Genomic DNA, 19960 nt, shown 5'->3' with positions numbered 1-19960 from the left:
GGGGCCTGCCCAGCAGCGTTTCGAAACGCACCAGAGCCTCCGCGTCATCGGCCGGAGGCTGACGGTCGGACGGGGCTGAGGCACGGGAGCCCTCCGGCCGATCCCCCTCACGGGACACCAGCTCCGGGGCCACCTCCTCCTCGGGCGCCGCCTCCTCGGCCGCCTCCTCGGCCAGCTCCAGCAGCAGGGCCCGGAAGGACGGCGAGCGAAAGGGGAGCACCGGATCGATGGGATCGAGGCTGACCGTGCGGAAGGGGAGCACCTCCCGCAGATGCCCGGCCTCCGGACTCGCGGGGCCCACCTGCTGGATCAGGTCGTCCCGCCTGGCCACCTGCCGGTTGATCGTCTCGATCTGCTCGAGGCGCAGATGGTCGTGCTCGGCCTTCGGGTAGGTGAGGCCCGCCAGGGCGCTGGCGAGCGCCCCGAAGAAACGACGCAGCAGCGCAGCGTTGCTCCTCAGGTCGGTGACGGGGATGGGCTGCACGTACACGAACCGGCGATTCGCCTCCTCCGGCGGGTTGCGGAACCAGTCCGCCGCAAAGGTCGTCAGCTCCCGATCCGCCCCATCCCCCTGCGCGGCGGGCATCGGCGCCGGCCCGGGATCGAGAGAGGCCAACTGGTTGAGCAGGCCGATGCCCTTGAGAATCGGCAGCCCGTCCAGCACCCCGCCATCGGTGTAGTCGAAGCGCAGACGCAGCTGGGAGCCCTGCGGATCGGGAGTCCCCCGGGGGTCCTCCAGCCAGCAGACGCGGTCGGGGTCCCCGCCGGTCACGAGGTCGTCCGTGCGGCTCGCCTCCTGCCGGTAGAGGGCCTCACTGGGGAGATTGAGATCCAGGTTGATGCTGCGGGGATTGCTGTCGTTCGAGAGGGGGGGGGAAGGCCAGTGGGAAGGCGCCGGAGGCCCGCGCCGAATCCTTGGCCTTCGTCCAGCGCCGGTTCAGGGCGTCGAGATCGTCCGCCGTCAGATCAGGCATGGCGCGATGGAACAGAAAGCGCCGCGTCTCCGCATGGCTCACGCTGCGCGGCCCGCTGTCGCTGACCCGCAGCACCCCCTGCAGGTTGGTCACCGTCATCAGCAAGGCCAGGCTGCGCCGTTGCAGCGCCTGGCGCATGCCCGCCAGATCGTCCAGACCCCACGCGCCACCCACCTGATCGGCGATGGCGGCGATGCTGCCACTGCTCAGCAGCGCGAGCCTTGGGCGGGGCGGAATCGTTCCCCAGGCCGTGGCCTGGAGCGACTGCTCCTCCGTCCGGTAGTCGGTCAGGGCCCGGATGTCGGCCAGCCGCACCCAGGCCCGCAGGAACCCGTTGCGCGGCGCAGCATCCGTGACCCGGTCGTCATCCAGTTCCGCCAGGGAACGCTCGGGATCCTGAAGCAGGTACCGGGCGGCGATCAGGCCGGTCATCGCCCCCGCCGAGGCGCCGGTGATCGAGTCGATGCGGAGCACCTCAGCACGGCCATCGGCCCTGCAGCGCAATGAGGCCTTCACCAGTTCGGAGAACACCCCGGCCATGTAGGCACCGAGGGCGATCCCTCCCGAGCAGTTGAGCGTGACCGGAACCGGAAGGCTGGCCATCGCATCCCCTGACCTTCTGCCGTCATCCTGAGCGGCGATCCGGGGACTGTCAGCCCTGCGCGCCTCACCAGCAGGGCGCCTGGCGGCCCGGCCGGGACAGCAGAATGGGGCGATCCGAGCCAGGCCACCGCGATGGGCCCGATCAGCCGATGAGCACGGTCAGCCGATGAGCACGGTCAACGGCTCCTGGGACCCGATCTTCAACGGTGTGGCGGAGCGCCTCGGTGCCTCGGTTGAGGCCGGCGAGGATGTCGGGGCCTCCGTCGCGATCACGCTCGACGGCCAGATGGTGGTCGACATCTGGTCAGGCTGGGCCGATGCGTCCCGGACGGTCCCCTGGCAGGCCGACACGCTCACCAACGTCTGGTCCAGCACCAAGACCGTCACCGCACTGGCCGCGCTCACGCTGGCCGATCGGGGCGTGATCGATCTGTTCCAGCCCGTGGCCGCCTACTGGCCCGCGTTTGCGGCGCAGGGCAAGGAGACGGTCGAGGTGCGCCATCTCCTCTCCCACACCTCGGGGGTGTGCGGCTGGGAGCAGCCAGTGCAGCTGAGCGACCTCTACGACACCGAAGCCTCGGCGGCCCTGCTGGCCGCCCAGGCGCCGTGGTGGGAACCCGGCACGCGATCGGGCTACCACGACCGGAGCTACGGCCACCTGATCGGCGAGGTGATCCGCCGCACGACCGGCAAGACGCTCGGGGCCTTCGTCGCCAGCGAACTGGCCGGGCCCCTCGGGGCTGACTTCCACATCGGCCTGGAGCCGGCTCAGGCGCACCGGGTGGCGAACGTCATTCCCTTCGATGGCCCCCTGCCGATCGACAGTGCCATCCCCGGCAGCGTCAAGCACCGCACCTTGAGCGCCCCCTCCTGGACCCCCCAGATCTCCTGGACCCCCGCCTGGCGCCAGGCCGAAATCGGCGCCGCCAACGGCCATGGCCATGCCCGTTCCCTGGCCCGGATCCTCTCGGTCCTCGCCTGCGGCGGCGAGGTGGAGGGCCAGCGATGGCTGTCGCCCGAAAGCTGTGATCGGGTCGTTCAGGAGCAGGCCAACGGCATCGATCTGGTGCTCGAGGTGCCGGTGCGGTGGGGCCTCGGCTACGCCCTGCGCAATGAGACGCTCCACTACTTCCCGAAAGGGAGGGTCTGCGGCTGGGGTGGCTGGGGAGGGTCGATCGTTCTGGCGGACCTGGATCGTCGCCTCTCGATCAGCTACGTGATGAACCGGATGGTGAACGGGGTCGATGAACGGGGTCCGAACCTGGTGCGGGCGGCCTACGCCGCCCTGGGCGTGGCCTAGGCCGCGCTCACAGCCCCAGTTCGCTCAGGCCCGGATGATCCTCCGGCCGAGGGCCCAGGGGCCAGAGGAACAGGCGCTCGGACTCACGGATGGGGATGTCATTGATGCTGGCCTCCCGGCGGCGCATCAGACCCTGCTCGTCGAACTCCCAGTTCTCATTGCCGTGGGCGCGGAACCAGCTGCCGGAGTCGTCGTGCCATTCGTACTGGAAACGCACGGCGATCCGGTTGTCGTGCCAGGCCCACACTTCCTTGATGAGGCGGTAATCGAGTTCGCGGGCCCACTTGCGTTGCAGAAACGCTTCGATCTGCTCGCGTCCGCGGATGAATTCCGCCCGGTTGCGCCACACGCTGTCGGCGCTGTAGGCCAGGGCGACCTTGGCGGGATCCCTGGAGTTCCAGGCGTTCTCGGCCATGCGGGCCTTCTGGATCGCCCCTTCGCGATCGAAGGGGGGGAGCGGCGGTTTGAGGGTCACGGCGATCTCAGGGGTTGCAGGGGGACGTGTGGCCGGCGGGGCAGGGGCGCGCTGGGCAGGGGCGCGCTCGCCTCAGGGGCCGGCCAGGATCGTGACCATCTGATCGGCCCCGTAGGCCGAGAGGGTCTGCCGGAGCTTCGTGGCCTCCTCGTCGGTGCGGGTGCAGGCGAACCCATAGCGCGCCCGCACGCGCTCCGAGGCCTGGTGCAAGCCCTCGAGCCCCCGGGCCTGCAGCGCCGCCACCGAGAGTGTCTCCCCGGGGGGAAGGTGCTGCAGGATCACGGTGGAGGGCGAATAGAGCTCGGAGGTCAGGCCATCGGGCCACTGCAGGGTGAGGCGGACTTCGGGCACCGGGCGATCAGGGGACGGCCGGGGACATGGTCCCAGGCCGCCACGGCCACCGCCGTGCCCACGGTCACAGATTGGCCGGGCCCGGCACGTCCAGGGCGCCAAACCCGGTGAGCGGTTCCTGGTGATGCCACAGCCGGGTCTGCGTTCCTGCCGCGCTCAGCACCACAGCCGCGTCGCCGACCTCAAAGCGGCCGATCGGGCAGCAGAGCAGATCGGCATCGCCGGCCGTGGCCTCGAGCAGGGCCGCGGAGCGGGACGGCTCCACGGCCAGCAGGTAGCCGTAGCTCGGGAAACAGGTGAGCCAGGCCTCCAGATCCACACCGCTGGGAGGCTGAAGCCGATCGAGATCCAGCGCCAGCAGACAGTCGGCCGCCTCGGCGAACATCGCGGCCGTGCCGACCAGGCCCCCCATGCTGATGTCCTTGGCCCCGTGCACCAGGGCGGCCCCGGCCAGCTCCACCAGCAGGGCGAGATGGCGGCGCAGGCGGATGGGATCGGCCTCGGTGGCGGCATCCCAGAAGGGGTAGTGGCGGTGGAAGCGACCGCGGGTGTTCACCAGCAGATGGCAGTGGTCCCCGGGCCTGGCGGCCCGCGCCGAGAGGACCGGGCCCGGCGCGCTGCCGAGGACGGCCACCGAGAGGGCGTTGTAGGGACTGTGCAGATTGGTGTGGCCCCCCACCATCGGCACGGCGAACTTGTCGCAGGCGAAGCGCATCCCCGCCAGCAGCGGCTCGGCATGGACGGCACCGGTGGCCCAGAGGCTGTTCACCAGGGCGAGCGGCGTGCCGCCCATGGCGGCGATGTCACTGAGGTTCACCAGCACGGCACTCCAGCCCGCGAACCAGGGGTCCTCCTCCACCAGCTGGGGATCGAGCCCTTCCGCGGCCAGCAGCAGGGGACCGCTCACCCCGGGCAGCAGGGCGGCATCATCGCCGAGGGCCGCCGCAGCGCCGAGGTCCGGGAAGGGCAGCGGCGGGAAGGTGCGTGCCGGTGCCTGGATCTCCTCCTTGCCCCGCAGGCCGGGGTGCTGGCGCAGCCGCCGGGTGAGCGCCTGAAGCTCGGCGGGGGTCATGCTGCCTGGGCGATCGGGCGGCGTTCCCGCGACGGGCGGTAGTAGGCCAGGTCAGCCTCCATCAGGTGATGGGGGATGCCGCGGAGCTCGAGCTGCTCCAGCGAGCGCCAGTGCAGCCGGCGGAAAAAGGGCACGTTCTGGCGCTGCACGGTGGCGAGGAAGCGATCGCAGCCCCAGCCGTGGGCCGTGGTCACGGCCTTCCAGATCAGCCCCTTGCCGATCTGGTTGTGCCGGCGGAACCCGGCATCCACCCCGAGGCGGCCTCCCTGCCAGACGCCGGGGCTCAGTTCAGCGATCCGCACCACGCCGACCACGTCGCCAGCCCGAAGGCTGCCGTGGGCCAGGGCCACGATCGGGTAGGCAGCGTCATCGAGCTCATCGCGGTCGGACGCCTCGAAGAGGTGCTGCTCCTCGCAGAAGATCCGGCTGCGCAGGTCCCAGTAGCCCGGCAGCAGCCTGGAAGCCGAGCCCAGCAGGTGGAAGGAGAACTCCCCGGAGCTGGCGGTCGGGGAGAGCTGGAAATCCTCGTCATCGACGGCCACGCCCCAGCGCACCGATGGGGTGAAGGCGGCCGGTGCGGAGCTGAGGCTCCGGCCGATGTCGTGACTGCTGGGATCAATGAAAAACATGCAACCAGGCCAGGGGCTCAGGACGCGGTCTCAAACAGGGAGAGGGCCGAGCAGGCACCGCACTTGGCGCAGCCGGCGGCCATGCGATCGGAACGGATGTCGGAGTGGGCGAGCAGGCGACCGACCGCCTCGTAGATGCCCACCATGAAGGTCGTGCTCGGGGCCGGGTGGTGCTGCAGCGGCGTGCCGGAGATGGGCACGAACGGCACCACGAAGGGGTAGACCCCCATCGCAATCAGCCGTTCGCTGCAGCTGATCAGGGAGCTGGCGCTGTCGCCCAGCCCGGCCAGCAGGTAGGTGCTCACCTGGCCGCGGCCGAACACGGCCACCGCCTGCTCGAAGGCCTCGAAGTAGCGCTCCAGCGTCAGTTCCGACTTGCCGGGAAGCACGCGACGGCGCACCTCCTCCTCCACCACTTCGAGGTGCATGCCCAGGCTGTCGATCCCCGCCTCCTTCATCCGCCGGTACCAGACGGGGTCCTCGGGGGGCTCGCACTGCCCCTGGATCGGCAGGGCCACCCGCGCCTTCACCGCCGCCGCCGTCTCGGCCATCAGCCGGGCGCCACGGTCATCGCTGTTCGGGGTTCCGGTGGTCATCACCAGCTGACGCACACCATCGAGGCGCACGGCCGCCTCGGCCACCTCCGCCACCTGGTCGGGGGTCTTGCGCACCACCGTGCGCCCATCCTCGAGCGACTGCTCGATCGCACAGAACTGGCACGACTGACTCCGGTCCCGGAAGCGGATGCAGGTCTGGAGCAGGGTGGTGGCCAGCACGTCGCGACCATGCAGCAGGGCGATCGCGCTGTACGGGATGCCCTCGGCCGTGGTGAGCCCATAGAAGCGGGGCTCCGGCGGCGCCTCCACCGCAGTGGGATCCCCCCCGTCGCCCTGGCCGCTCACCGCCACGCTGCCGTCGCAGGCCTGCTCGAGCCGGAATGGCGAGGCCTGGGAGGCCGCGTTGTAGACGGGAACCATCACGGTGTTGCCGGCGATGGTGAGGGCGCGGTGATCCGACGGACCGGCGCCACCCCGGCGGCCGGGATTGCCGGCCACGGCAGGATCCACCACGCCGTGCACCTGGAGCTCGGTCACGAACCGTCCGAGCTGCTGCCGGGCCGGGCCTGTCTTCGACGGGTCAGACAAGGGACTCCTCCTCGACGCCAGGGACCATCAACGTGGCCGGCGGACCGGCTGGGGCGGGCATCGGCTCCACCTGGGTCGCCGGCGACGGGTTGATCCGCAGCCCCAGCAGATCGGGGCGGCTGTAGTGGCCGACGCTGTCCATCATGCGTTTGCGTTTGGTGATCAGGGCGGGGTCGAGGCTGGCGATCGCCAGACCCTCGCCCTCCGGCAACGGTCCGGCCAGAACACGCCCTTCCGGGCTGATCACCGCGGTGTGGCATCCCCCCTGGAAGGCCCGCTGGAGGGCGGGGTCGGGGGTGATCGCCGCATGGTCGGCGGGGTCGAGCCAGGCGGTGGCGCAGATCACGAAACAGCCGGCCTCGAGGGCGTGATGGCGCATGGTCACGGCGGTCTGCTCCGAAAAGATCGGGCCCACCAGCGATCCCGGGAACTGGGCGCAGTGAATCTGCTCGCCCTGGGTCATCAGGGCGAAACGGGCCAGGGGGTTGTAGTGCTCCCAGCAGGCCAGCGCCCCGATCCGCCCCAGGGCCGTCGGCACCACCTGCAATCCGGCGCCATCACCCTGGCCCCAGACCATCCGCTCGTGGTACGTGGGGGTGATCTTGCGCCGCTTCAGCACGATGGTGCCGCTGTCGTCGATCAGCAGCTGGGTGTTGTAGAGGCTGCCGCCGTCCCGCTCGTTCACCCCCAGCAGCACATGCTGGCGGTGCTGACGGGCGGCCGAGCAGATGCGGCTGATCGCGGGGCCGGGAATCTCCACCGCCTGCTCGTAGAGGAGCAGATGGGAGGGCCCCATCCGCACCGCCGGTTCAACGAAGGAGAAGTAGGGGTAATAGGGCAGAAACGTCTCGGGAAAGACAATCAGCTCGACCCCGGATTCCGCTGCCTCGGCCATGGCCGCGAGCACCCGCGCCACCGACCCCTCAAGGCTGAACAGAACAGGACGAATCTGCGCTGCCGCAACGGTGATCGCTCTGGCCATGGAAGACATGCGCAGCAAAGACCCCAGAGGGGCCCCTCAGAGGGTCCAGGTGTCGAGGATGAAGGCGCCCTCCTTGCGGTGCATCAACACGATGTCGAGCACATCCAGGGGATTGATCGGGGTGATCCCGGGGATCAGCGCCCCTTCGCCATGGCCATAGAGAGCCTGAAGGGCGAAGCGGCAGGCATACACCTTTCCGCCCTGGCCCATGAACTTCTGCAGGCGCGCATTGAAGTTCAGATGACCATCGAAGGCCGCATCACCCAGCTTGGGGAAGCCCCGCTGGACACCGAGGGTGACCCCCGGTCCGTAGAGAAGAATCGATGTTTCGAAACCCTTGGTGATCAGCCGGCTGGCCTGCAGCAGATTCACCAGACCGATCGAACCTTCGAAGGCCACGGTGTGAAAGGTGACCAGAGCCTTTTCACCGGGCTCCGCTTTGACATCAGGAAAGACCTTCTCTTCGTAATCAACGAGAAAATCGCCCGGCTGGTTGGCGGGACGGGTGACTTCGGGCATGGGCTGAGGCTGTCCTGGAGGGAATCCAGGGCGAACCCTGCCACATGTTTACTTTTGTTTTATGTGGCCGATGCGACCGAATTCCCGCCCCAGGCCATTCACTCAGATCCAGGCGCTGAGGTGGCAACGGCTACCGGCCGATCGCCCGCCGGAGCCCACACTGAGGCAACATCTGGACTTTGCACCGTTGCCTGCTCAGGCTCCCCTGCCGTCCTCCCATCCGGTCGTGGTGGTGGGTGGCGGCCAGGCCGGCCTCTCGGTGGCTGCCTGTCTGCAGCGCCGCGGCATCAGGCCCCTCGTGCTGGAACGGCACCGGATCGGCCACGCCTGGGAACATCAGCGCTGGGATTCCTTCTGTCTGGTCACCCCGAACTGGCAGTGCCGGCTGCCGGACTTCCCCTACGACGGGGACGATCCAGAGGGTTTCATGCTGCGCGAGCACGTCGTGGCCTACGTGCGCCGGTTCGCCGCTGCCATCGCGGCCGATGTCCGTGAAGGGGTGGGCGTGGAGTGGCTGGGCGGCCGGGGCGGCGGCTACCGGTTGCGCACCACGGCCGGTGAGATCGAGGCCGAGCAGGTGATCGTCGCCACCGGCGGCTACCACCGGCCGAAGCGCCATCGCCAGGCGGAACGGCTGGCCAGCACCGTGCTGCAGCTGGATGCCCGCGACTACCGCAATCCGGACCAGCTGCCGGCCGGGTCGGTGCTGGTGGTCGGCAGCGGTCAGTCCGGCTGCCAGATCGCCGAGGATCTGTTCCTGGCCGGCCGCCGGGTGCATCTCAGCGTGGGGTCAGCCCCCCGCTCACCACGCCGCTACCGCGGCAAGGACGTGGTGGACTGGCTCGATCGGATGGGGTACTACGCCATGCCGATCGACCAGCACCCGGAACCGCGGCTGGTGCGCAGCAAGACCAACCATTACCTCACCGGCAGGGATGGGGGCCGGGAGATTGATCTGCGCCGTCATGCCCGCCATGGCATGGTGCTGCATGGTCGGTTGCGCGGGATCAGCCACGACGCGGTTCACTTCGCCGACGATCTGGCGGCCAACCTGGACCAGGCCGATGCCGTGTACGGGCGCATCCGGGCCAGCATCGACGCCTACATCGAGCGGGAGGGGATCGACGCCCCGGAAGATCCCCCCTACCAGCCCTGCTGGCATCCGCCGGCCAGCGACGACGGCAGCGTGGATCTGCGCGCGGAACCCCTCGCGGCGGTGATCTGGTGCACGGGATACGCGGCCGACTTCCGCTGGATCGACGTGCCGGTCTTCGATGGTGCCGGCTATCCCGCCCATGACCGCGGGGTCACCCCCAGCCCCGGGTTGTATTTCATCGGCCTGCCCTGGCTGCAGACCTGGGGATCGGCACGCTTCAGCGGCGTCGCCGATGACGCCGAGCACCTCGCCGAGACGATCCGGCTGCGCCTGCAGCTCACGGATGCCCGCCACGAGCGGCTGGAGTGCACGGCCCTGCTGGGGTCCTAGCCAGCACCCGCTCCACCAGGGTGGCCCAGTAGCTGGCACCGATGGGCAGGAGGCGGTCGTTGAAGTCGTAGCGGGGGTTGTGCAGCAGGCACCCTCCCGCGCCGGGCCCGTTGCCGATCCAGCCGTAGGCACCGGGCCGCTGCTGCAGCATGAAGGCGAAGTCCTCGGCGCCCATGGTGGGGGGCAGTTCCCGATCCACCTGGTCATCGCCCACCACCGCGGCCATGGCGGCCGCGGCCGTGGCGGCCTGCTCCGGCCCGTTGATCGTGGGGGGATACCCCGCGATCAGATCCACCGCCACATCCGTGCCATGGGCTGCGGCCACCCCTGCGGCGACGGCCCGGATGCGTTGATGCAGCCGCAGCCGCAGGGCCGGATCGAAATAGCGGAGGCTGCCGCGCAGCACCACCTCCGCGGGAATCACGTTCCAGGTGTCGCCGGCGTGGAACTGGGTGACGCTCAGCACCGCGGCCTGGGAGGGAGCCACGTTGCGGCTCACGATGGTCTGCAGCGCCTGCACCAGGGCCGCACCGGCGACGATCGGATCCACACCCTCATCCGGCATGGCGGCATGGCAACCCTGCCCCCGCAGGGTGATCTCCAGCCGGTCGCAGCCGGCCATCATCGGACCGGCCATCACCGCGAAGCGGCCGGTGGCCAGGCCCGGCCAGTTGTGCAGCCCATAGACCGCCTCCACCGGGAAGCGCGCGAACAGCCCCTCCTCCACCATCACCCGGGCCCCGCCCTCGTTCTCCTCCGCGGGCTGAAAGATGAACACCACCGTGCCATCGAAGCGGCGGGTTTCCGCCAGATAGCGGGCAGCCCCCAGCAGCATGGTGGTGTGGCCGTCGTGGCCGCAGGCGTGCATGCGCTCCGGGTGGCGGGAGCGGTGGGCAAAGCTGTTGGCCTCCGCCAGCACCAGGGCATCCATGTCTGCCCGCAGGCCGATGCTTCGTGGCGAGCTCCCGGCCTTGAGCAGCCCCACCACACCGGTCTTGGCCAGGCCGGTGTGGACGGCATCGCAGCCGAAACGGCGCAACCGCTCGGCCACCAGGGCCGAGGTGCGGATCTCCTCAAAGGCCGTTTCCGGGTGGGCATGCAGATCCCGGCGCCAGCGCGTGAGTTCAGGGGCCAGTTCCAGAATCCGTGGAATCAGCGGCATGACTCAGGCGAGGGCTGCAGAACCAGTTTCCGCCCCGAAGGCGGGGGCGTGGTCCTGGCCAGGCCAGTTACTGTGACGCCGACTGCCGCGGGTGCCGATGGCTCTGGCAAGCGAGGTTTCGCCGCTGTACGAACCGCCCACCCTGCTGTCCGGGGACGATCGCATCCGGCAGACCGAGGCGATCACCTTCCGCATGGAGGCCCTGCAGCGGCGTGGCCTCCGCTTCCATCTGGCTGCGCTGACGCTGGCGCGCACCGGCATCATCGTGATCCGAGCCGCCGCCTCCGAAGCAGCCGTTCGCACCCTCGCCAGGATGGCGGAAACCACCTGGGAGCAGGTCTCCCGTCTGCCGCCAGGGGAGAGCCTCCCCAGCGCCTACCTGAACCGCGACCAGGAGCGGGTCCTGAGGGGCTACAAGGCGCTGGTGGAGAGTGAGAAACCTGTGGTGAACTTCAGGCATGGTGATGATGACGGGATGATGGATATCTTCCATCCGGAAAATCTCATCCCGGAAGCCCGTTCCACCATCCTTGAAGCCCTGCACGAAGATCTGGTGAAAGGGCTGGCCAAGCGCGCTTTCATGAAAAAGTTTCAGGTTACTTGCCGGAACCTCTACGTGAACCACGGAGTCGAGAACACACGCTTCTACCACTGCGACGGCGAGAGCGTGAAAGTCAAGACCTTTGTGTACATCACCGATGTTGATTCCCTTGAGATTGGCCCATACTGCTACGTCAAGCATTCGCATCGAAGCAAATCGCTGCGGCGGCGCAACCAGGCGTTCAATCAACAGCATGGCTTCAACAAGCATGAATACCGCTTGATGGGCTCCCAGACGAGCCTGCCGATCTTCGCCAAGGCCGGTGACATGGTGGTCTCCGCCCAGCACGGCGCCCACCGCGGCCACCCCCAGGCCCCTTCGGCCCGAAGGACCGTGCTTGTCAACGTGATGGGCCCCCGACGGGCCGAGGGGTGAAGCGGGCAGCGCCTGGCGGGATGGCGCCCCTCCCGAATCGGCGGATCGAGGAATGCTGAGGGAATCAGGTCTTTCCCGGATGGAGGATTCCGGAGATGGGGGCTGACGGCGATCGAAGCACCCTGAATCTCCCGGCCAGCCGCGTGGAGAATGGGGGAACTCAGCGGCCCTCCCCCGCCGATGCGCAGCTCCCCTCTCAGCCGGCGGCGTCGCCGGGGCTGGATCGGCTGGATGGCGATCCTGATGCTCGCGGCCGGCGCCGGCGTGCAGGCGGCTGACCAGTCTCCCCAGCCTGCCGGGATCGTGCGATCGGGGCAGATCCTGCGGTTTGGCGACCAGCCCTATCTCTACCGCTGGTCCTCGAACCACCAGCATGAATTCACACCACCTGGACAGGAGGATCTGTCCCGGTGGACCGACATGCTCACCATCAACCTCTACCCGTCCGTCCGTGATGGCGAGGGACTGGCGGATGCCGCCAACCGGGTACTGGCCACCTACAGGAGCAACAGCGGGCAGGTCGTGCGCACCGCGTCGGTCCCCCGCGCCGCTGAGCGGCCTGCCGAGCATCTGATCGTCGTGCTCTTCCCCGGCCGGGAGGCCATCGAGGTGGCCTTCGCCCGGTTCCGGATGACGGAGGGCATCGGGAGTGCCGTGATCTACAGCCACCGGGTGCATGGCCGCCAGGCAGGGCCCGCCATGGCGACCTGGCTGGAGGCCAACGGCCCGGCCATCGAGCGCAGGCTGATGGCCCTGGACGGCCTCCCCTCACCCGGCCAACTCGAACCGGGCCTGGCCCGATGAGCGCCTGGCCGCAGCCCTGGCGGGTCGAGGTCAGCGGCAGCGGTCGCAGCGGCTGGATTCGCTATCAGGAGGCGGCAGGCACCCTGAGCCTCTACTGGGAGCTGGGTGGTGCCACCAGCTTCGGTGAGGACAGGAGCGGTGAGGACGGTCTTCGTGCGGAGAGTGTGGCGGTGATCTGGGGCGAGGCGGCCGCCGGCTGGGATGCCCGCCACCCCTGGGCGGCCGGGCGGCGACGGGCCATCCTGGAGCGCATCGCCGGGGAGGTGATCCGCCAGAAAGCTCCCTCCTGCCACGCCCGGATCGAGGAACCGCAGGGATTCATCCACCTGCGCCGGGCAGGCGGCTGATCGGCGAGCCGCGCACACCCCCAGGGGCCAGCTGGGCCGTGGTGATCAGGCAGCCCGCACGTCGTCCTCGCTCACCCCGTCTTCCCCGAGGTCGTTCTCCGGATGCAGTTCGGCACGGAAGAGCCCCACATCCACGCCCAGGTGCTGGTCAGGCCGGCCCGTGATCAGCAGGGCCGTGCGCTGGCGGGTGGCGATCTGCCACATCCATTTGGTGAACAGGGTGATGCGGTTCTCGGTGTCCGGAATGAAGGCCAGGTGCGCCAGAGCCCAGAGGATCCACCCCGCCAGCCCCGTGACGTGAAGTCCCCGCAGGTCGGCGACGGCATACCAGGGGCCGACCACGGCCATGCTGCCCAGGTCGGTGAAACGGAACGGCGGCAGCGTGCGTCCCTGCCGCTGGGCCAGGATGTGGGCCGCCACCCAGGCGCCCATCTGCACAGCCGGGCCCGCCATGCCGGGCAGGGGCTGGCCGTCGCGGGTGTGGTGGTAGGCGCAGAGGTCGCCCACGGCATGGATCTCGGGGTGACCCGGCACCGAGAAATCGGGCTCCACCACCAGCCGCCCGCCCCGGTCCACAGGGCAGCCGCTGCGATCGGCCAGCAGGGCCCCCAACCGGGAAGCCCGCACGCCGGCGGTCCAGCAGATGGTGGCGGCCTCGAGCTGCTGCACCCCCTCCCGGCCCGTGAGGGTCACCCGACCGGGCGCGAGCGCCTCCACCTTGGCCAGCGTCCGCAGCTCCACGCCGGCCCTCTGCAGGTAACCGGCTGCGGCAGCCGAGAGCTTCGGATGCATGGTCGGCAGCACCCGCTCGAGCGGATCGACCAGCACGACGCGGCAGAGCGCCGGATCCAGCTGCTTGAAATCACTGCGGATGGCCCGGCGCATCAGCTCGATCAGCGAACCGGCCAGCTCACACCCCGCCGGGCCGGCGCCCACCACCACCACCGTCTGGAGAAAGCGTCGGCGCTCGGGGGCTGGGCTCTGCTCGGCCTCCTCGAGGGCCATGAGCAGGCGGCGGCGGATCTCATCGGCGTGTTCGAGGATCTTCATCGGCGGCGCCAGGGGACGCCATTCCTCCCGACCGAAGTAGGTGCTGCCGGAACCGCTCGCCAGGATCAGATGGTCGTAGCCGTAGCGGTGGTCGTTGAACACCACCTCCCGGGCCTGCGGATCGATGTCGACCACCTCCCCCAGCAGCACCTGGATGTTCGGGGCCTGGCCGACCATCTGGCGCAGCGGGGAGGCCACGTCGGCCTCCGAAACCAGCCCTGAGGCCACCTGATAGAGCAGGGGTTGAAACAGGTTGAAATTGCGCTTGTCGATCAGGGTGACGCGCACGGGCTTGCCGGCCAGGGCATGGCAGGCCTTGAGCCCGGCAAAGCCACCGCCCACGATCACCACGTGGGGCCACGCCCGCATGGGGGCCTCGGGAGAGTCCAGCTCGAGGAAGAAGCGCTCCGCTGCCATCGCCTCTCCGTGCCGAAAGCATCAACGTATCGAGGGGAGCCCATCGGCGTTGGTCGTGGCAAGCCGATCCGGTGCATGCCAGGTTCAGCCGGTCGGCGAGCCCGCCCCCATGCGGCGCACCGCCGTGATGAAGGCCCGCATCCGGGACGGATCCTTGAAGCCGTCGGAACCCTTGACGCCGCTGTTGACATCGACGGCATAGGGCCGCACCCGGGCGATGGCCTGGCCCACGTTGTCGGCTTCGAGCCCTCCGGCGAGGATCAGCGGAACCTCCAGGCGGGCCCGGAGGCGGGCCGTGACGCCCCAGTCATGCACCAGACCGGTACCCCCCACCTGCCCGGTGCGGGGATTGGCGCTGTCGGCCACCACGGCGTCGACCAATGGCGCCATCGCGGCAACGGTCTCCGGTGGTTCCGGGCCAAGGATGTGCAGAGCCTTGAGAATCGTCAGCCCGCCGCAGCGGCTGCGCAGCTGGCGCAGCCCCTGTGGTGTCATGTCGCCGTGCACCTGCACGATCCGGGCACCGGTCCGCTCAACCAGCGCGCTGAGCTCGTCGGGGTCCTCCAGATGGGAGACCAGCACACCCTGCACGAAAGGCGGCAGGGCGGCGAGGATCGCCGCCGCCTGCGCCACGCCGATGAAGTCGCTGCTGGGGTGCCGCTGACCCACCAGCACCCCCACGGCATCAGCGCCGCAGGCGGCCGCCAGCAGGGCATCACGGCGGCAGCGGATGCCGCAGATCTTCACGCGTGACATGTCTCGGGGCCGGAAGGGCGTCAGCTCAGGCCAGGGCCTGCACGGCGTGGGTGAGGGCCTGCTGGCGGCTGAGCTCGGTGTGGTCCACCGGGAGCTGCTCGTAGAGCTTGAACTGGTCCAGCCGCTGGCGGGTGGTGCCCCGGGCCCCCACCACATAGACGTTGCGGCCCGCCTCGATGGCTTCCTCCACGGCGTTCTCGATCGCCAACGCCGCGGTGAGCCCCAGGTGCACCACCTCACTGAGATCGAAGATCACCGCATCGCAGTCGCCGATGGCGTTGTGCTCCCGGTTGATCGCCTTCGCCACACCGAAGATCATCGAGCCATTGAGCTGGAACAGCAGCACCCGACCGGCCGCGGCATTGAGCAGGGCCTGCTCCGGTTCACTGAGGTCGGCCGCATCGTCGCCGGTGCTGACCAGACGGACCCCGCGGGTCTGCATGGCACTCATCTTGTCGATCGTGACGATGTTGGCGATGAAGATCCCCACGCCCACCGCCACCATCAGGTCCACCAGCACGGTGAGCCCGATCACGACATAGGTGATCAGGGCGCCCTTGCGGGAGAGCTGGGGCACCCGCACCAGAAAACCCCAGTCGACGATGTCGATCCCCACCTTGAAGACGATCGCCGCCAGCACGGCCAGGGGAATGCGGGCTGCCAGCCCGGAACCGGCCAGGATGATCCCCGCCAGGATCAGGGCCCGCAGCACACCGGAAAGCCCGGTGCGGCCCCCGGCCTGGATGTTCACCACCGTGGCGGTGGTGGCACCGGAGCCGGGCAGGGCGCCGAACAGCCCGGCCACGATGTTGGCCAGACCCTGACCCACCAGCTCCTTGTTGGACCTGTGTTCGCTGCGGGTGAGGCTGTCGGCGACCAGACAGGTGAGCAGGCAGTCGATCGAGCCGAGCATTCCGAGCAGGGCGGCATTGACCAGCACCAGTTGCCAGACGTCGGGGGCCAGGGCGGGCCAGCTGAGCTGGGGCAGGGTGCTGGAGATCGCACCGATGCGCCGCAGCTCCACCCCCTGGAAGGCCACCAGCGAGACGAGGGTCCCCACGATCAGGGCCACCAGCTGGGCGGGGACCAGCCGCTTGAGCCGCTCCGGTGTGAACCACAGCACCAAGAGGGTGAGCGCGGCCAGCAGGGATTCCATCGGACGCAGGCCCTGCAGCAGCTCCGGCAGGCTCTGCAGTGTCCCCAGCACGCCCCCCCCCGGCGGGGCCTGGCCAAGCAGGGGACCGATCTGCAGCACGATCAGAATCGTGCCGATGCCGCTCATGAAGCCCGAGATCACCGTGTAGGGCATCTGGGTGATGTAGCGGCCCAGTTGGAGTGCCCCGTAGAGGATCTGGAACACCCCGGCGAGCATCACCACGGTGAAGGCGATCGCCAGGGCCTCCGCCGGATCGCTGGTGCGGGCGGTGAGGCTGGCCAGCACCGCCGTGAACACCACCGTCATCGGACCCGTGGGCTCCGAGATCAGGGCCGGGGTCCCGCCGAACAGCGCCGTGACCATGCCGATGATCGCCGCCGACCACAGGCCGGCGGCCGCACCGGCACCGGAGGCCACGCCGAAGGCCAGGGCCATCGGCAGGGCGATGACGGCGGCTGTGAGTCCCCCGAAGACATCACCGCGGATGTTGTGACGGCCGATGTGGTTGAAGATCCTTCCAGCACTCGGCGTGGCGGCGGCGGGGGCAATGGTCATGCGGTGGATGCAGGGATCGGGGAACCGGACAGGCGGGGCCGCAGGCCTGGAAACCGGACAGGAAGGGTTCTACCCCATGCGCTGGGCCCGGACGGATCACCTGCCGCGGCGCCCTCCAGCGGGGCAGCGTTCAGTCCACAGTGGCGTGATGACCCAGACCTCCCGGCGTTTCCCTCGGAGCGGCGCCATGGCAGCGCTGCTCGCCGTGGTCTGCGGCGCCTGGCCCGCTGCGCCCCTCTCGCCAGCCAGCGCGGCTGGGGCGGACAGGGCGCTGGAGGTGGCGCTGCAGCAGCTGCCCGCCCTGATCGACGGGGCCATGGCGCGGACCGGAGTACCCGGGCTCGTGGTGGTGGTGGTGCAGGACGACCGCGTCGTTCTGCTGCGGGGATACGGCACCAGGCGGCTGGGCAGCGGCATGCCGGTGGATGGCGACACGGTGTTCCAGCTGGCCTCCCTCTCCAAACCGATCGCCACCACGGTGATCGCGGCCCTGGTGGGCGACGGACGCATCGGCTGGGACACACCGCTCAGCCAGCGGCTGCCGGAGGTGAGGATCGGCGGTCCGGCGATCGCCCCGAAGATCACCCTGCGGGATCTGCTCTCCCATCGCAGCGGCCTGCCCGACCATGCCGGCGATGACCTCGAGGATCTCGGCTTCGATCGCGCCACCATCCTCAGCCGGTTGGCCCTGTTCGACACCGCCAACCGCTTTCGGGCCAGCTACGCCTACACCAACTTCGGCTTCACCGCCGCCGGCGAGGCCGCGGCACGCGCCGGCGGCAGCGACTGGGAGGAGCTCTCCGCCCAGCGCCTGTACCGGCCCCTGGGCATGACCCGCACCAGCTCCCGCCACGCCGACTTCCTCGCCACCCCGAACCGTGCCGACCTCCACCAGCGACAGGGTGCGCGTTGGCGGCTGAGCCCCGGGCGGCAGCCCGATGCCCAGTCGCCCGCCGGCGGAGTGAGTGCCTCCGGGCGGGATCTGGCCCGCTGGATGCGGCTGCAGCTCAACCGCGGCCGCCTCGATGGCCGGACCGTGGTGCAGGCGGAGGCCCTGGACGAGACCCACCGCCCCCAGGTGATCAGCGTGCCCCCCGCCGATCCAGTGCGGGATCAGGCCGGGATCTACGCGCTCGGCTGGAACGTGGGCTACGACCCCGGTGGCCGCCTGCGGCTGAGCCATTCCGGGGCCTTCAGCCTCGGGGCCGCCACCAGCGTGACCCTGCTCCCCGCCCGCCGGCTGGGCATCGCCATCCTCACCAACGGCACGCCGATCGGCGTGCCCGAGTCGCTCACCGCCTCCTTCCTGGACCTGCTCGACCACGGCAGGGTGCGCCGGGATTACGGCGCCCTGATGGCCGAGGCCTTCGCCTCGATCCTGAGGCCGGACTATCCGCTCGTGAGCGAACCGCCGCGTCCACCGGCCCTGGCCCTGGAGCGCTACACCGGCACCTACCGCAATGCCTACGTGGGCGAAGCGCGGGTGAACCTGGTGGAGGGCCGGTTGCAGCTGAGCCTTGGCCCCCGGAACCGCACCGCTGCTCTCACCTCCCTGGGCAACCACCGCTTCGCCTACACCCCCTTCGGCGAGAACGCCGCCGGGCCCAGCGCCGTCAGCTTCAGCGTCGACCGCAAGGGGCACGGCACGCAGCTGCGGATCGACAACCTCAACACCCATGGCCTGGGCACCCTGCAGCGGTCCGCAGCCCCCTGAGCCCTCCGCTCAGAACGGCCCGGGCCAGAGGTCAGCCAGGCTCAGGTCCCCGCGGCGCACCAGGGCGAAGAGCGTGCCGGCGTTGCCGCGGCAGACGCGCAGATCCTGGTCGAGCACCGTGATGTCCAGCCAGGCGGGAAACGGCTGCTGCACGGTTCGCAGCAGCTGCAGCCGGGAGGAGCCCAGCCGCGGCCCCAGCCAGCCGCCGCGCTGGAAGCACACCTCCACGCGGCGGTCGGTGACGATGCGGATCCTGGCCTCCACCGCCACACCGGCCAGCGGGCCCAGCGGGCCGGCGAGGCGCAGCAGGTTGAGGGCCAGGCCCCTGGAGGGTGCCAGCAGCTGCAGATTCTCCAGCCAGGGTGTGGTGGCGAGGTAGGGCTGGCGGCTGCTGCTCCAGCGCAACTCCCAGACACCCTCCAGCAGCTCGGGAGCGCCGGCGGCCTGGAGATCGGCCGGCTGGCCCGCCTCGAGTTCCAGGATCAGCTCGCGGACCCGATCCCCCGCCTGGCTGGCGGAGCCGCGGGGGCCGTGCTGCAGGAGCTCCAGCAACTGCTGACGGGGGGAAGCGCTCATCGGGGGCATCGCGGGGGCTCAGGACGGGGGACCGGCATCGCTGTCATCACGATCACCGGAGCCCTGCAGCTTGGTGATGATGTTGGGAACAAATTTCTCAGAGAAGCCTGCCACGAATGACCAGACCAGAAGCTTGGCAAAGTCGGCATTGCTCTTGGGGTCGATATCGAGCACAAAGCGCTGGATACTGACGAACATTTCCTCGGTACGTCTGAATTCCGGGAAGAGACCACCACGCAGCATCCCTGCCATGAAAATCAGGTACAGCAGCAGGGCGAAGGCGATGGCAACGGAACACTTCCACAGGAAATAGAGGCCGGTGTCGGTCTGCTCCGGGTTGCCCTCCTCATGCCGGAAGGGTTGGTTCACCGCCGAGCCGACCACCGCCGCCAGACCGACGAACACCGAGACCGGCAGGATTTCGGCCCCCTCCTGCGCCGCCACCTGGAGCGCATAGAAACCCAGACTGAGCAGAATCGCCGCAACCACCGTGGCCAGACTCGCGGCCCGTTGAAACGACCTGCCGAAGGAGCGGCGCTGGCGCATGGTGGATCGGCGCAGGGGTGGATCGGCACGGGGCCCGAATGGCCCCCGTCATAACCGCAGCGCCAGGGAGGACGATCCGCCCCGGGCGGCGAAACATCCAGCAGCGCCGTTCAGCGGTACTCCGGCATGCCCCCCAGCCCTGGAGAGCCCCACCGCGATGGACGACGTGCTGGCGATCATCCCGGTGCGCGACGAGGCCAGCACCCTGGCGGCCGTGCTCGGCGACCTGCGGGCGATCGGAGTCGGACGGATCCGCGTGGTCGACAACGGCAGCCGGGATGCCAGCGCCACCGTGGCCAGAGCCAACGGCGCCGAGGTGCTGCGGGAACCCCGGGCCGGCTACGGCCGTGCCTGCTGGCGTGGCC

21 protein-coding genes and 1 pseudogene are annotated in these 19960 nt (G+C 69.6%); 7 read left to right on the top strand and 15 right to left on the bottom strand.

What is annotated here, in order from left to right:
• Together ACLD7X_RS12890 and ACLD7X_RS12885 are read right to left on the bottom strand one after the other, a co-directional pair.
• Nucleotides 1-772 (bottom strand): hypothetical protein (locus tag ACLD7X_RS12890; protein WP_411424052.1); only part of this gene is annotated, 772 nt, incomplete at its 3' end.
• Nucleotides 773-812: 40 nt separating this feature from the next.
• Nucleotides 813-1577: a patatin-like phospholipase family protein gene (locus tag ACLD7X_RS12885; protein ID WP_411424051.1), complete on the bottom strand. Its 765-nt coding sequence runs from the start codon at nt 1575-1577 to the stop codon at nt 813-815.
• Between the two features lie 166 nt (nt 1578-1743).
• Here ACLD7X_RS12885 and ACLD7X_RS12880 point away from each other — a divergent pair, with 166 nt between their 5' ends.
• Entirely contained in the window at nt 1744-2877 is a 1134-nt protein-coding gene (locus ACLD7X_RS12880; protein WP_411424050.1) for a serine hydrolase domain-containing protein, read from the top strand.
• A 7-nt stretch (nt 2878-2884) separates the two neighbouring features.
• On the opposite strand, the gene ACLD7X_RS12875 is transcribed toward ACLD7X_RS12880, so the two are convergent.
• From ACLD7X_RS12875 to ACLD7X_RS12845, 7 genes are all read right to left on the bottom strand, one after another.
• A complete protein-coding gene (locus ACLD7X_RS12875) occupies nt 2885-3352 on the bottom strand; it encodes a nuclear transport factor 2 family protein (protein WP_411424049.1) in 468 nt (155 codons plus the stop codon).
• A 72-nt stretch (nt 3353-3424) separates the two neighbouring features.
• On the bottom strand, nt 3425-3703 hold the full coding sequence (locus ACLD7X_RS12870; protein WP_411424048.1) for an MSMEG_0570 family nitrogen starvation response protein: 279 nt from the start codon (nt 3701-3703) through the stop codon (nt 3425-3427).
• A gap of 64 nt (nt 3704-3767) precedes the next feature.
• Entirely contained in the window at nt 3768-4775 is a 1008-nt protein-coding gene (locus ACLD7X_RS12865; RefSeq protein ID WP_411424047.1) for a sll0787 family AIR synthase-like protein, read from the bottom strand.
• Entirely contained in the window at nt 4772-5404 is a 633-nt protein-coding gene (locus ACLD7X_RS12860; protein ID WP_411424046.1) for an MSMEG_0567/Sll0786 family nitrogen starvation N-acetyltransferase, read from the bottom strand. Before ACLD7X_RS12860 ends, ACLD7X_RS12865 begins: the two co-directional genes overlap by 4 nt.
• A 17-nt stretch (nt 5405-5421) precedes the next feature.
• Nucleotides 5422-6549 (bottom strand): MSMEG_0568 family radical SAM protein, encoded by a 1128-nt coding sequence (locus ACLD7X_RS12855; protein ID WP_411424045.1) that lies wholly within the window; start codon nt 6547-6549, stop codon nt 5422-5424.
• Complete coding sequence (locus ACLD7X_RS12850; RefSeq protein WP_411424044.1) at nt 6542-7531, bottom strand: Nit6803 family nitrilase; 990 nt, start codon at nt 7529-7531, stop codon at nt 6542-6544. The genes ACLD7X_RS12855 and ACLD7X_RS12850 overlap by 8 nt, the downstream gene beginning before the upstream one ends.
• A 36-nt stretch (nt 7532-7567) precedes the next feature.
• The gene (locus tag ACLD7X_RS12845) at nt 7568-8050 is read right to left on the bottom strand and encodes an MSMEG_0572/Sll0783 family nitrogen starvation response protein (RefSeq protein ID WP_411424043.1); all 483 of its coding nucleotides are present in this window, start codon (nt 8048-8050) and stop codon (nt 7568-7570) included.
• A gap of 187 nt (nt 8051-8237) precedes the next feature.
• Between ACLD7X_RS12845 and ACLD7X_RS12840 the strand changes: the two genes are divergently transcribed.
• Entirely contained in the window at nt 8238-9536 is a 1299-nt protein-coding gene (locus ACLD7X_RS12840; RefSeq protein ID WP_412007014.1) for an MSMEG_0569 family flavin-dependent oxidoreductase, read from the top strand.
• Here ACLD7X_RS12840 and ACLD7X_RS12835 read toward each other — a convergent pair.
• Nucleotides 9484-10698, bottom strand: a complete 1215-nt coding sequence (locus tag ACLD7X_RS12835; protein WP_411424041.1) for a M20 aminoacylase family protein — start codon at nt 10696-10698, stop codon at nt 9484-9486. The two genes, ACLD7X_RS12840 and ACLD7X_RS12835, sit on opposite strands and share 53 nt — an antisense overlap.
• A gap of 193 nt (nt 10699-10891) precedes the next feature.
• On the opposite strand from ACLD7X_RS12835, the gene ACLD7X_RS12830 reads away from it, so the two are divergent.
• From ACLD7X_RS12830 to ACLD7X_RS12820, 3 genes are all read left to right on the top strand, one after another.
• Nucleotides 10892-11674 carry a hypothetical protein gene (locus tag ACLD7X_RS12830; protein WP_412007013.1) on the top strand — a complete coding sequence of 261 codons (783 nt, stop codon included), beginning with the start codon at nt 10892-10894 and terminating at the stop codon, nt 11672-11674.
• 180 nt (nt 11675-11854) lie between these two features.
• The gene (locus tag ACLD7X_RS12825; RefSeq protein ID WP_412007012.1) at nt 11855-12478 is read left to right on the top strand and encodes a hypothetical protein; all 624 of its coding nucleotides are present in this window, start codon (nt 11855-11857) and stop codon (nt 12476-12478) included.
• Nucleotides 12475-12825, top strand: a complete 351-nt coding sequence (locus ACLD7X_RS12820; protein WP_411424038.1) for a hypothetical protein — start codon at nt 12475-12477, stop codon at nt 12823-12825. The genes ACLD7X_RS12825 and ACLD7X_RS12820 overlap by 4 nt, the downstream gene beginning before the upstream one ends.
• A 45-nt stretch (nt 12826-12870) precedes the next feature.
• On the opposite strand, the gene ACLD7X_RS12815 is transcribed toward ACLD7X_RS12820, so the two are convergent.
• The 3 genes from ACLD7X_RS12815 to ACLD7X_RS12805 all read right to left on the bottom strand — a co-directional run bounded on the left by ACLD7X_RS12815 (nt 12871) and on the right by ACLD7X_RS12805 (nt 16759).
• Complete coding sequence (locus ACLD7X_RS12815) at nt 12871-14292, bottom strand: NAD(P)/FAD-dependent oxidoreductase (protein ID WP_411424037.1); 1422 nt, start codon at nt 14290-14292, stop codon at nt 12871-12873.
• A gap of 84 nt (nt 14293-14376) precedes the next feature.
• Nucleotides 14377-15048: a phosphoribosylanthranilate isomerase gene (locus ACLD7X_RS12810; protein WP_411424036.1), complete on the bottom strand. Its 672-nt coding sequence runs from the start codon at nt 15046-15048 to the stop codon at nt 14377-14379.
• Between the two features lie 25 nt (nt 15049-15073).
• Nucleotides 15074-16759 carry a SulP family inorganic anion transporter gene (locus ACLD7X_RS12805; RefSeq protein WP_411424035.1) on the bottom strand — a complete coding sequence of 562 codons (1686 nt, stop codon included), beginning with the start codon at nt 16757-16759 and terminating at the stop codon, nt 15074-15076.
• A gap of 148 nt (nt 16760-16907) precedes the next feature.
• Here ACLD7X_RS12805 and ACLD7X_RS12800 point away from each other — a divergent pair, with 148 nt between their 5' ends.
• Complete coding sequence (locus ACLD7X_RS12800) at nt 16908-18473, top strand: serine hydrolase (RefSeq protein ID WP_412007011.1); 1566 nt, start codon at nt 16908-16910, stop codon at nt 18471-18473.
• 9 nt (nt 18474-18482) lie between these two features.
• On the opposite strand, the gene ACLD7X_RS12795 is transcribed toward ACLD7X_RS12800, so the two are convergent.
• Complete coding sequence (locus ACLD7X_RS12795; RefSeq protein ID WP_411424033.1) at nt 18483-19049, bottom strand: PAP/fibrillin family protein; 567 nt, start codon at nt 19047-19049, stop codon at nt 18483-18485.
• A gap of 18 nt (nt 19050-19067) precedes the next feature.
• On the bottom strand, nt 19068-19595 hold the full coding sequence (locus ACLD7X_RS12790) for a hypothetical protein (protein ID WP_411424032.1): 528 nt from the start codon (nt 19593-19595) through the stop codon (nt 19068-19070).
• Nucleotides 19596-19752: 157 nt separating this feature from the next.
• On the opposite strand from ACLD7X_RS12790, the pseudogene ACLD7X_RS12785 reads away from it, so the two are divergent.
• Nucleotides 19753-19960, top strand: a pseudogene (locus ACLD7X_RS12785) (glycosyltransferase family 2 protein); the annotation flags it as partial.

This window comes from Aphanothece microscopica RSMan92, from assembly GCF_046613545.2.
Taxonomy (GTDB): Bacteria; Cyanobacteriota; Cyanobacteriia; order PCC-6307; family Cyanobiaceae; genus NIES-981.
This window is presented reverse-complemented; position numbering and strand designations above follow the sequence as displayed.

What these genes read in the sequence shown, in the direction of transcription:
- ACLD7X_RS12885 (WP_411424051.1), bottom strand. Translation starts at nt 1,577, where the DNA reads ATGGCCAGCCTTCCGGTTCCGGTCACGCTCAACTGCTCGGGAGGGATC.
- ACLD7X_RS12880 (WP_411424050.1), top strand. Translation starts at nt 1,744, where the DNA reads ATGAGCACGGTCAACGGCTCCTGGGACCCGATCTTCAACGGTGTGGCG.
- ACLD7X_RS12865 (WP_411424047.1), bottom strand. Translation starts at nt 4,775, where the DNA reads ATGACCCCCGCCGAGCTTCAGGCGCTCACCCGGCGGCTGCGCCAGCAC.
- ACLD7X_RS12860 (WP_411424046.1), bottom strand. Translation starts at nt 5,404, where the DNA reads ATGTTTTTCATTGATCCCAGCAGTCACGACATCGGCCGGAGCCTCAGC.
- ACLD7X_RS12850 (WP_411424044.1), bottom strand. Translation starts at nt 7,531, where the DNA reads ATGGCCAGAGCGATCACCGTTGCGGCAGCGCAGATTCGTCCTGTTCTG.
- ACLD7X_RS12845 (WP_411424043.1), bottom strand. Translation starts at nt 8,050, where the DNA reads ATGCCCGAAGTCACCCGTCCCGCCAACCAGCCGGGCGATTTTCTCGTT.
- ACLD7X_RS12835 (WP_411424041.1), bottom strand. Translation starts at nt 10,698, where the DNA reads ATGCCGCTGATTCCACGGATTCTGGAACTGGCCCCTGAACTCACGCGC.
- ACLD7X_RS12830 (WP_412007013.1), top strand. Translation starts at nt 10,892, where the DNA reads ATGGAGGCCCTGCAGCGGCGTGGCCTCCGCTTCCATCTGGCTGCGCTG.
- ACLD7X_RS12825 (WP_412007012.1), top strand. Translation starts at nt 11,855, where the DNA reads ATGCGCAGCTCCCCTCTCAGCCGGCGGCGTCGCCGGGGCTGGATCGGC.
- ACLD7X_RS12820 (WP_411424038.1), top strand. Translation starts at nt 12,475, where the DNA reads ATGAGCGCCTGGCCGCAGCCCTGGCGGGTCGAGGTCAGCGGCAGCGGT.
- ACLD7X_RS12815 (WP_411424037.1), bottom strand. Translation starts at nt 14,292, where the DNA reads ATGGCAGCGGAGCGCTTCTTCCTCGAGCTGGACTCTCCCGAGGCCCCC.
- ACLD7X_RS12810 (WP_411424036.1), bottom strand. Translation starts at nt 15,048, where the DNA reads ATGTCACGCGTGAAGATCTGCGGCATCCGCTGCCGCCGTGATGCCCTG.
- ACLD7X_RS12805 (WP_411424035.1), bottom strand. Translation starts at nt 16,759, where the DNA reads ATGACCATTGCCCCCGCCGCCGCCACGCCGAGTGCTGGAAGGATCTTC.
- ACLD7X_RS12800 (WP_412007011.1), top strand. Translation starts at nt 16,908, where the DNA reads ATGACCCAGACCTCCCGGCGTTTCCCTCGGAGCGGCGCCATGGCAGCG.
- ACLD7X_RS12795 (WP_411424033.1), bottom strand. Translation starts at nt 19,049, where the DNA reads ATGAGCGCTTCCCCCCGTCAGCAGTTGCTGGAGCTCCTGCAGCACGGC.
- ACLD7X_RS12790 (WP_411424032.1), bottom strand. Translation starts at nt 19,595, where the DNA reads ATGCGCCAGCGCCGCTCCTTCGGCAGGTCGTTTCAACGGGCCGCGAGT.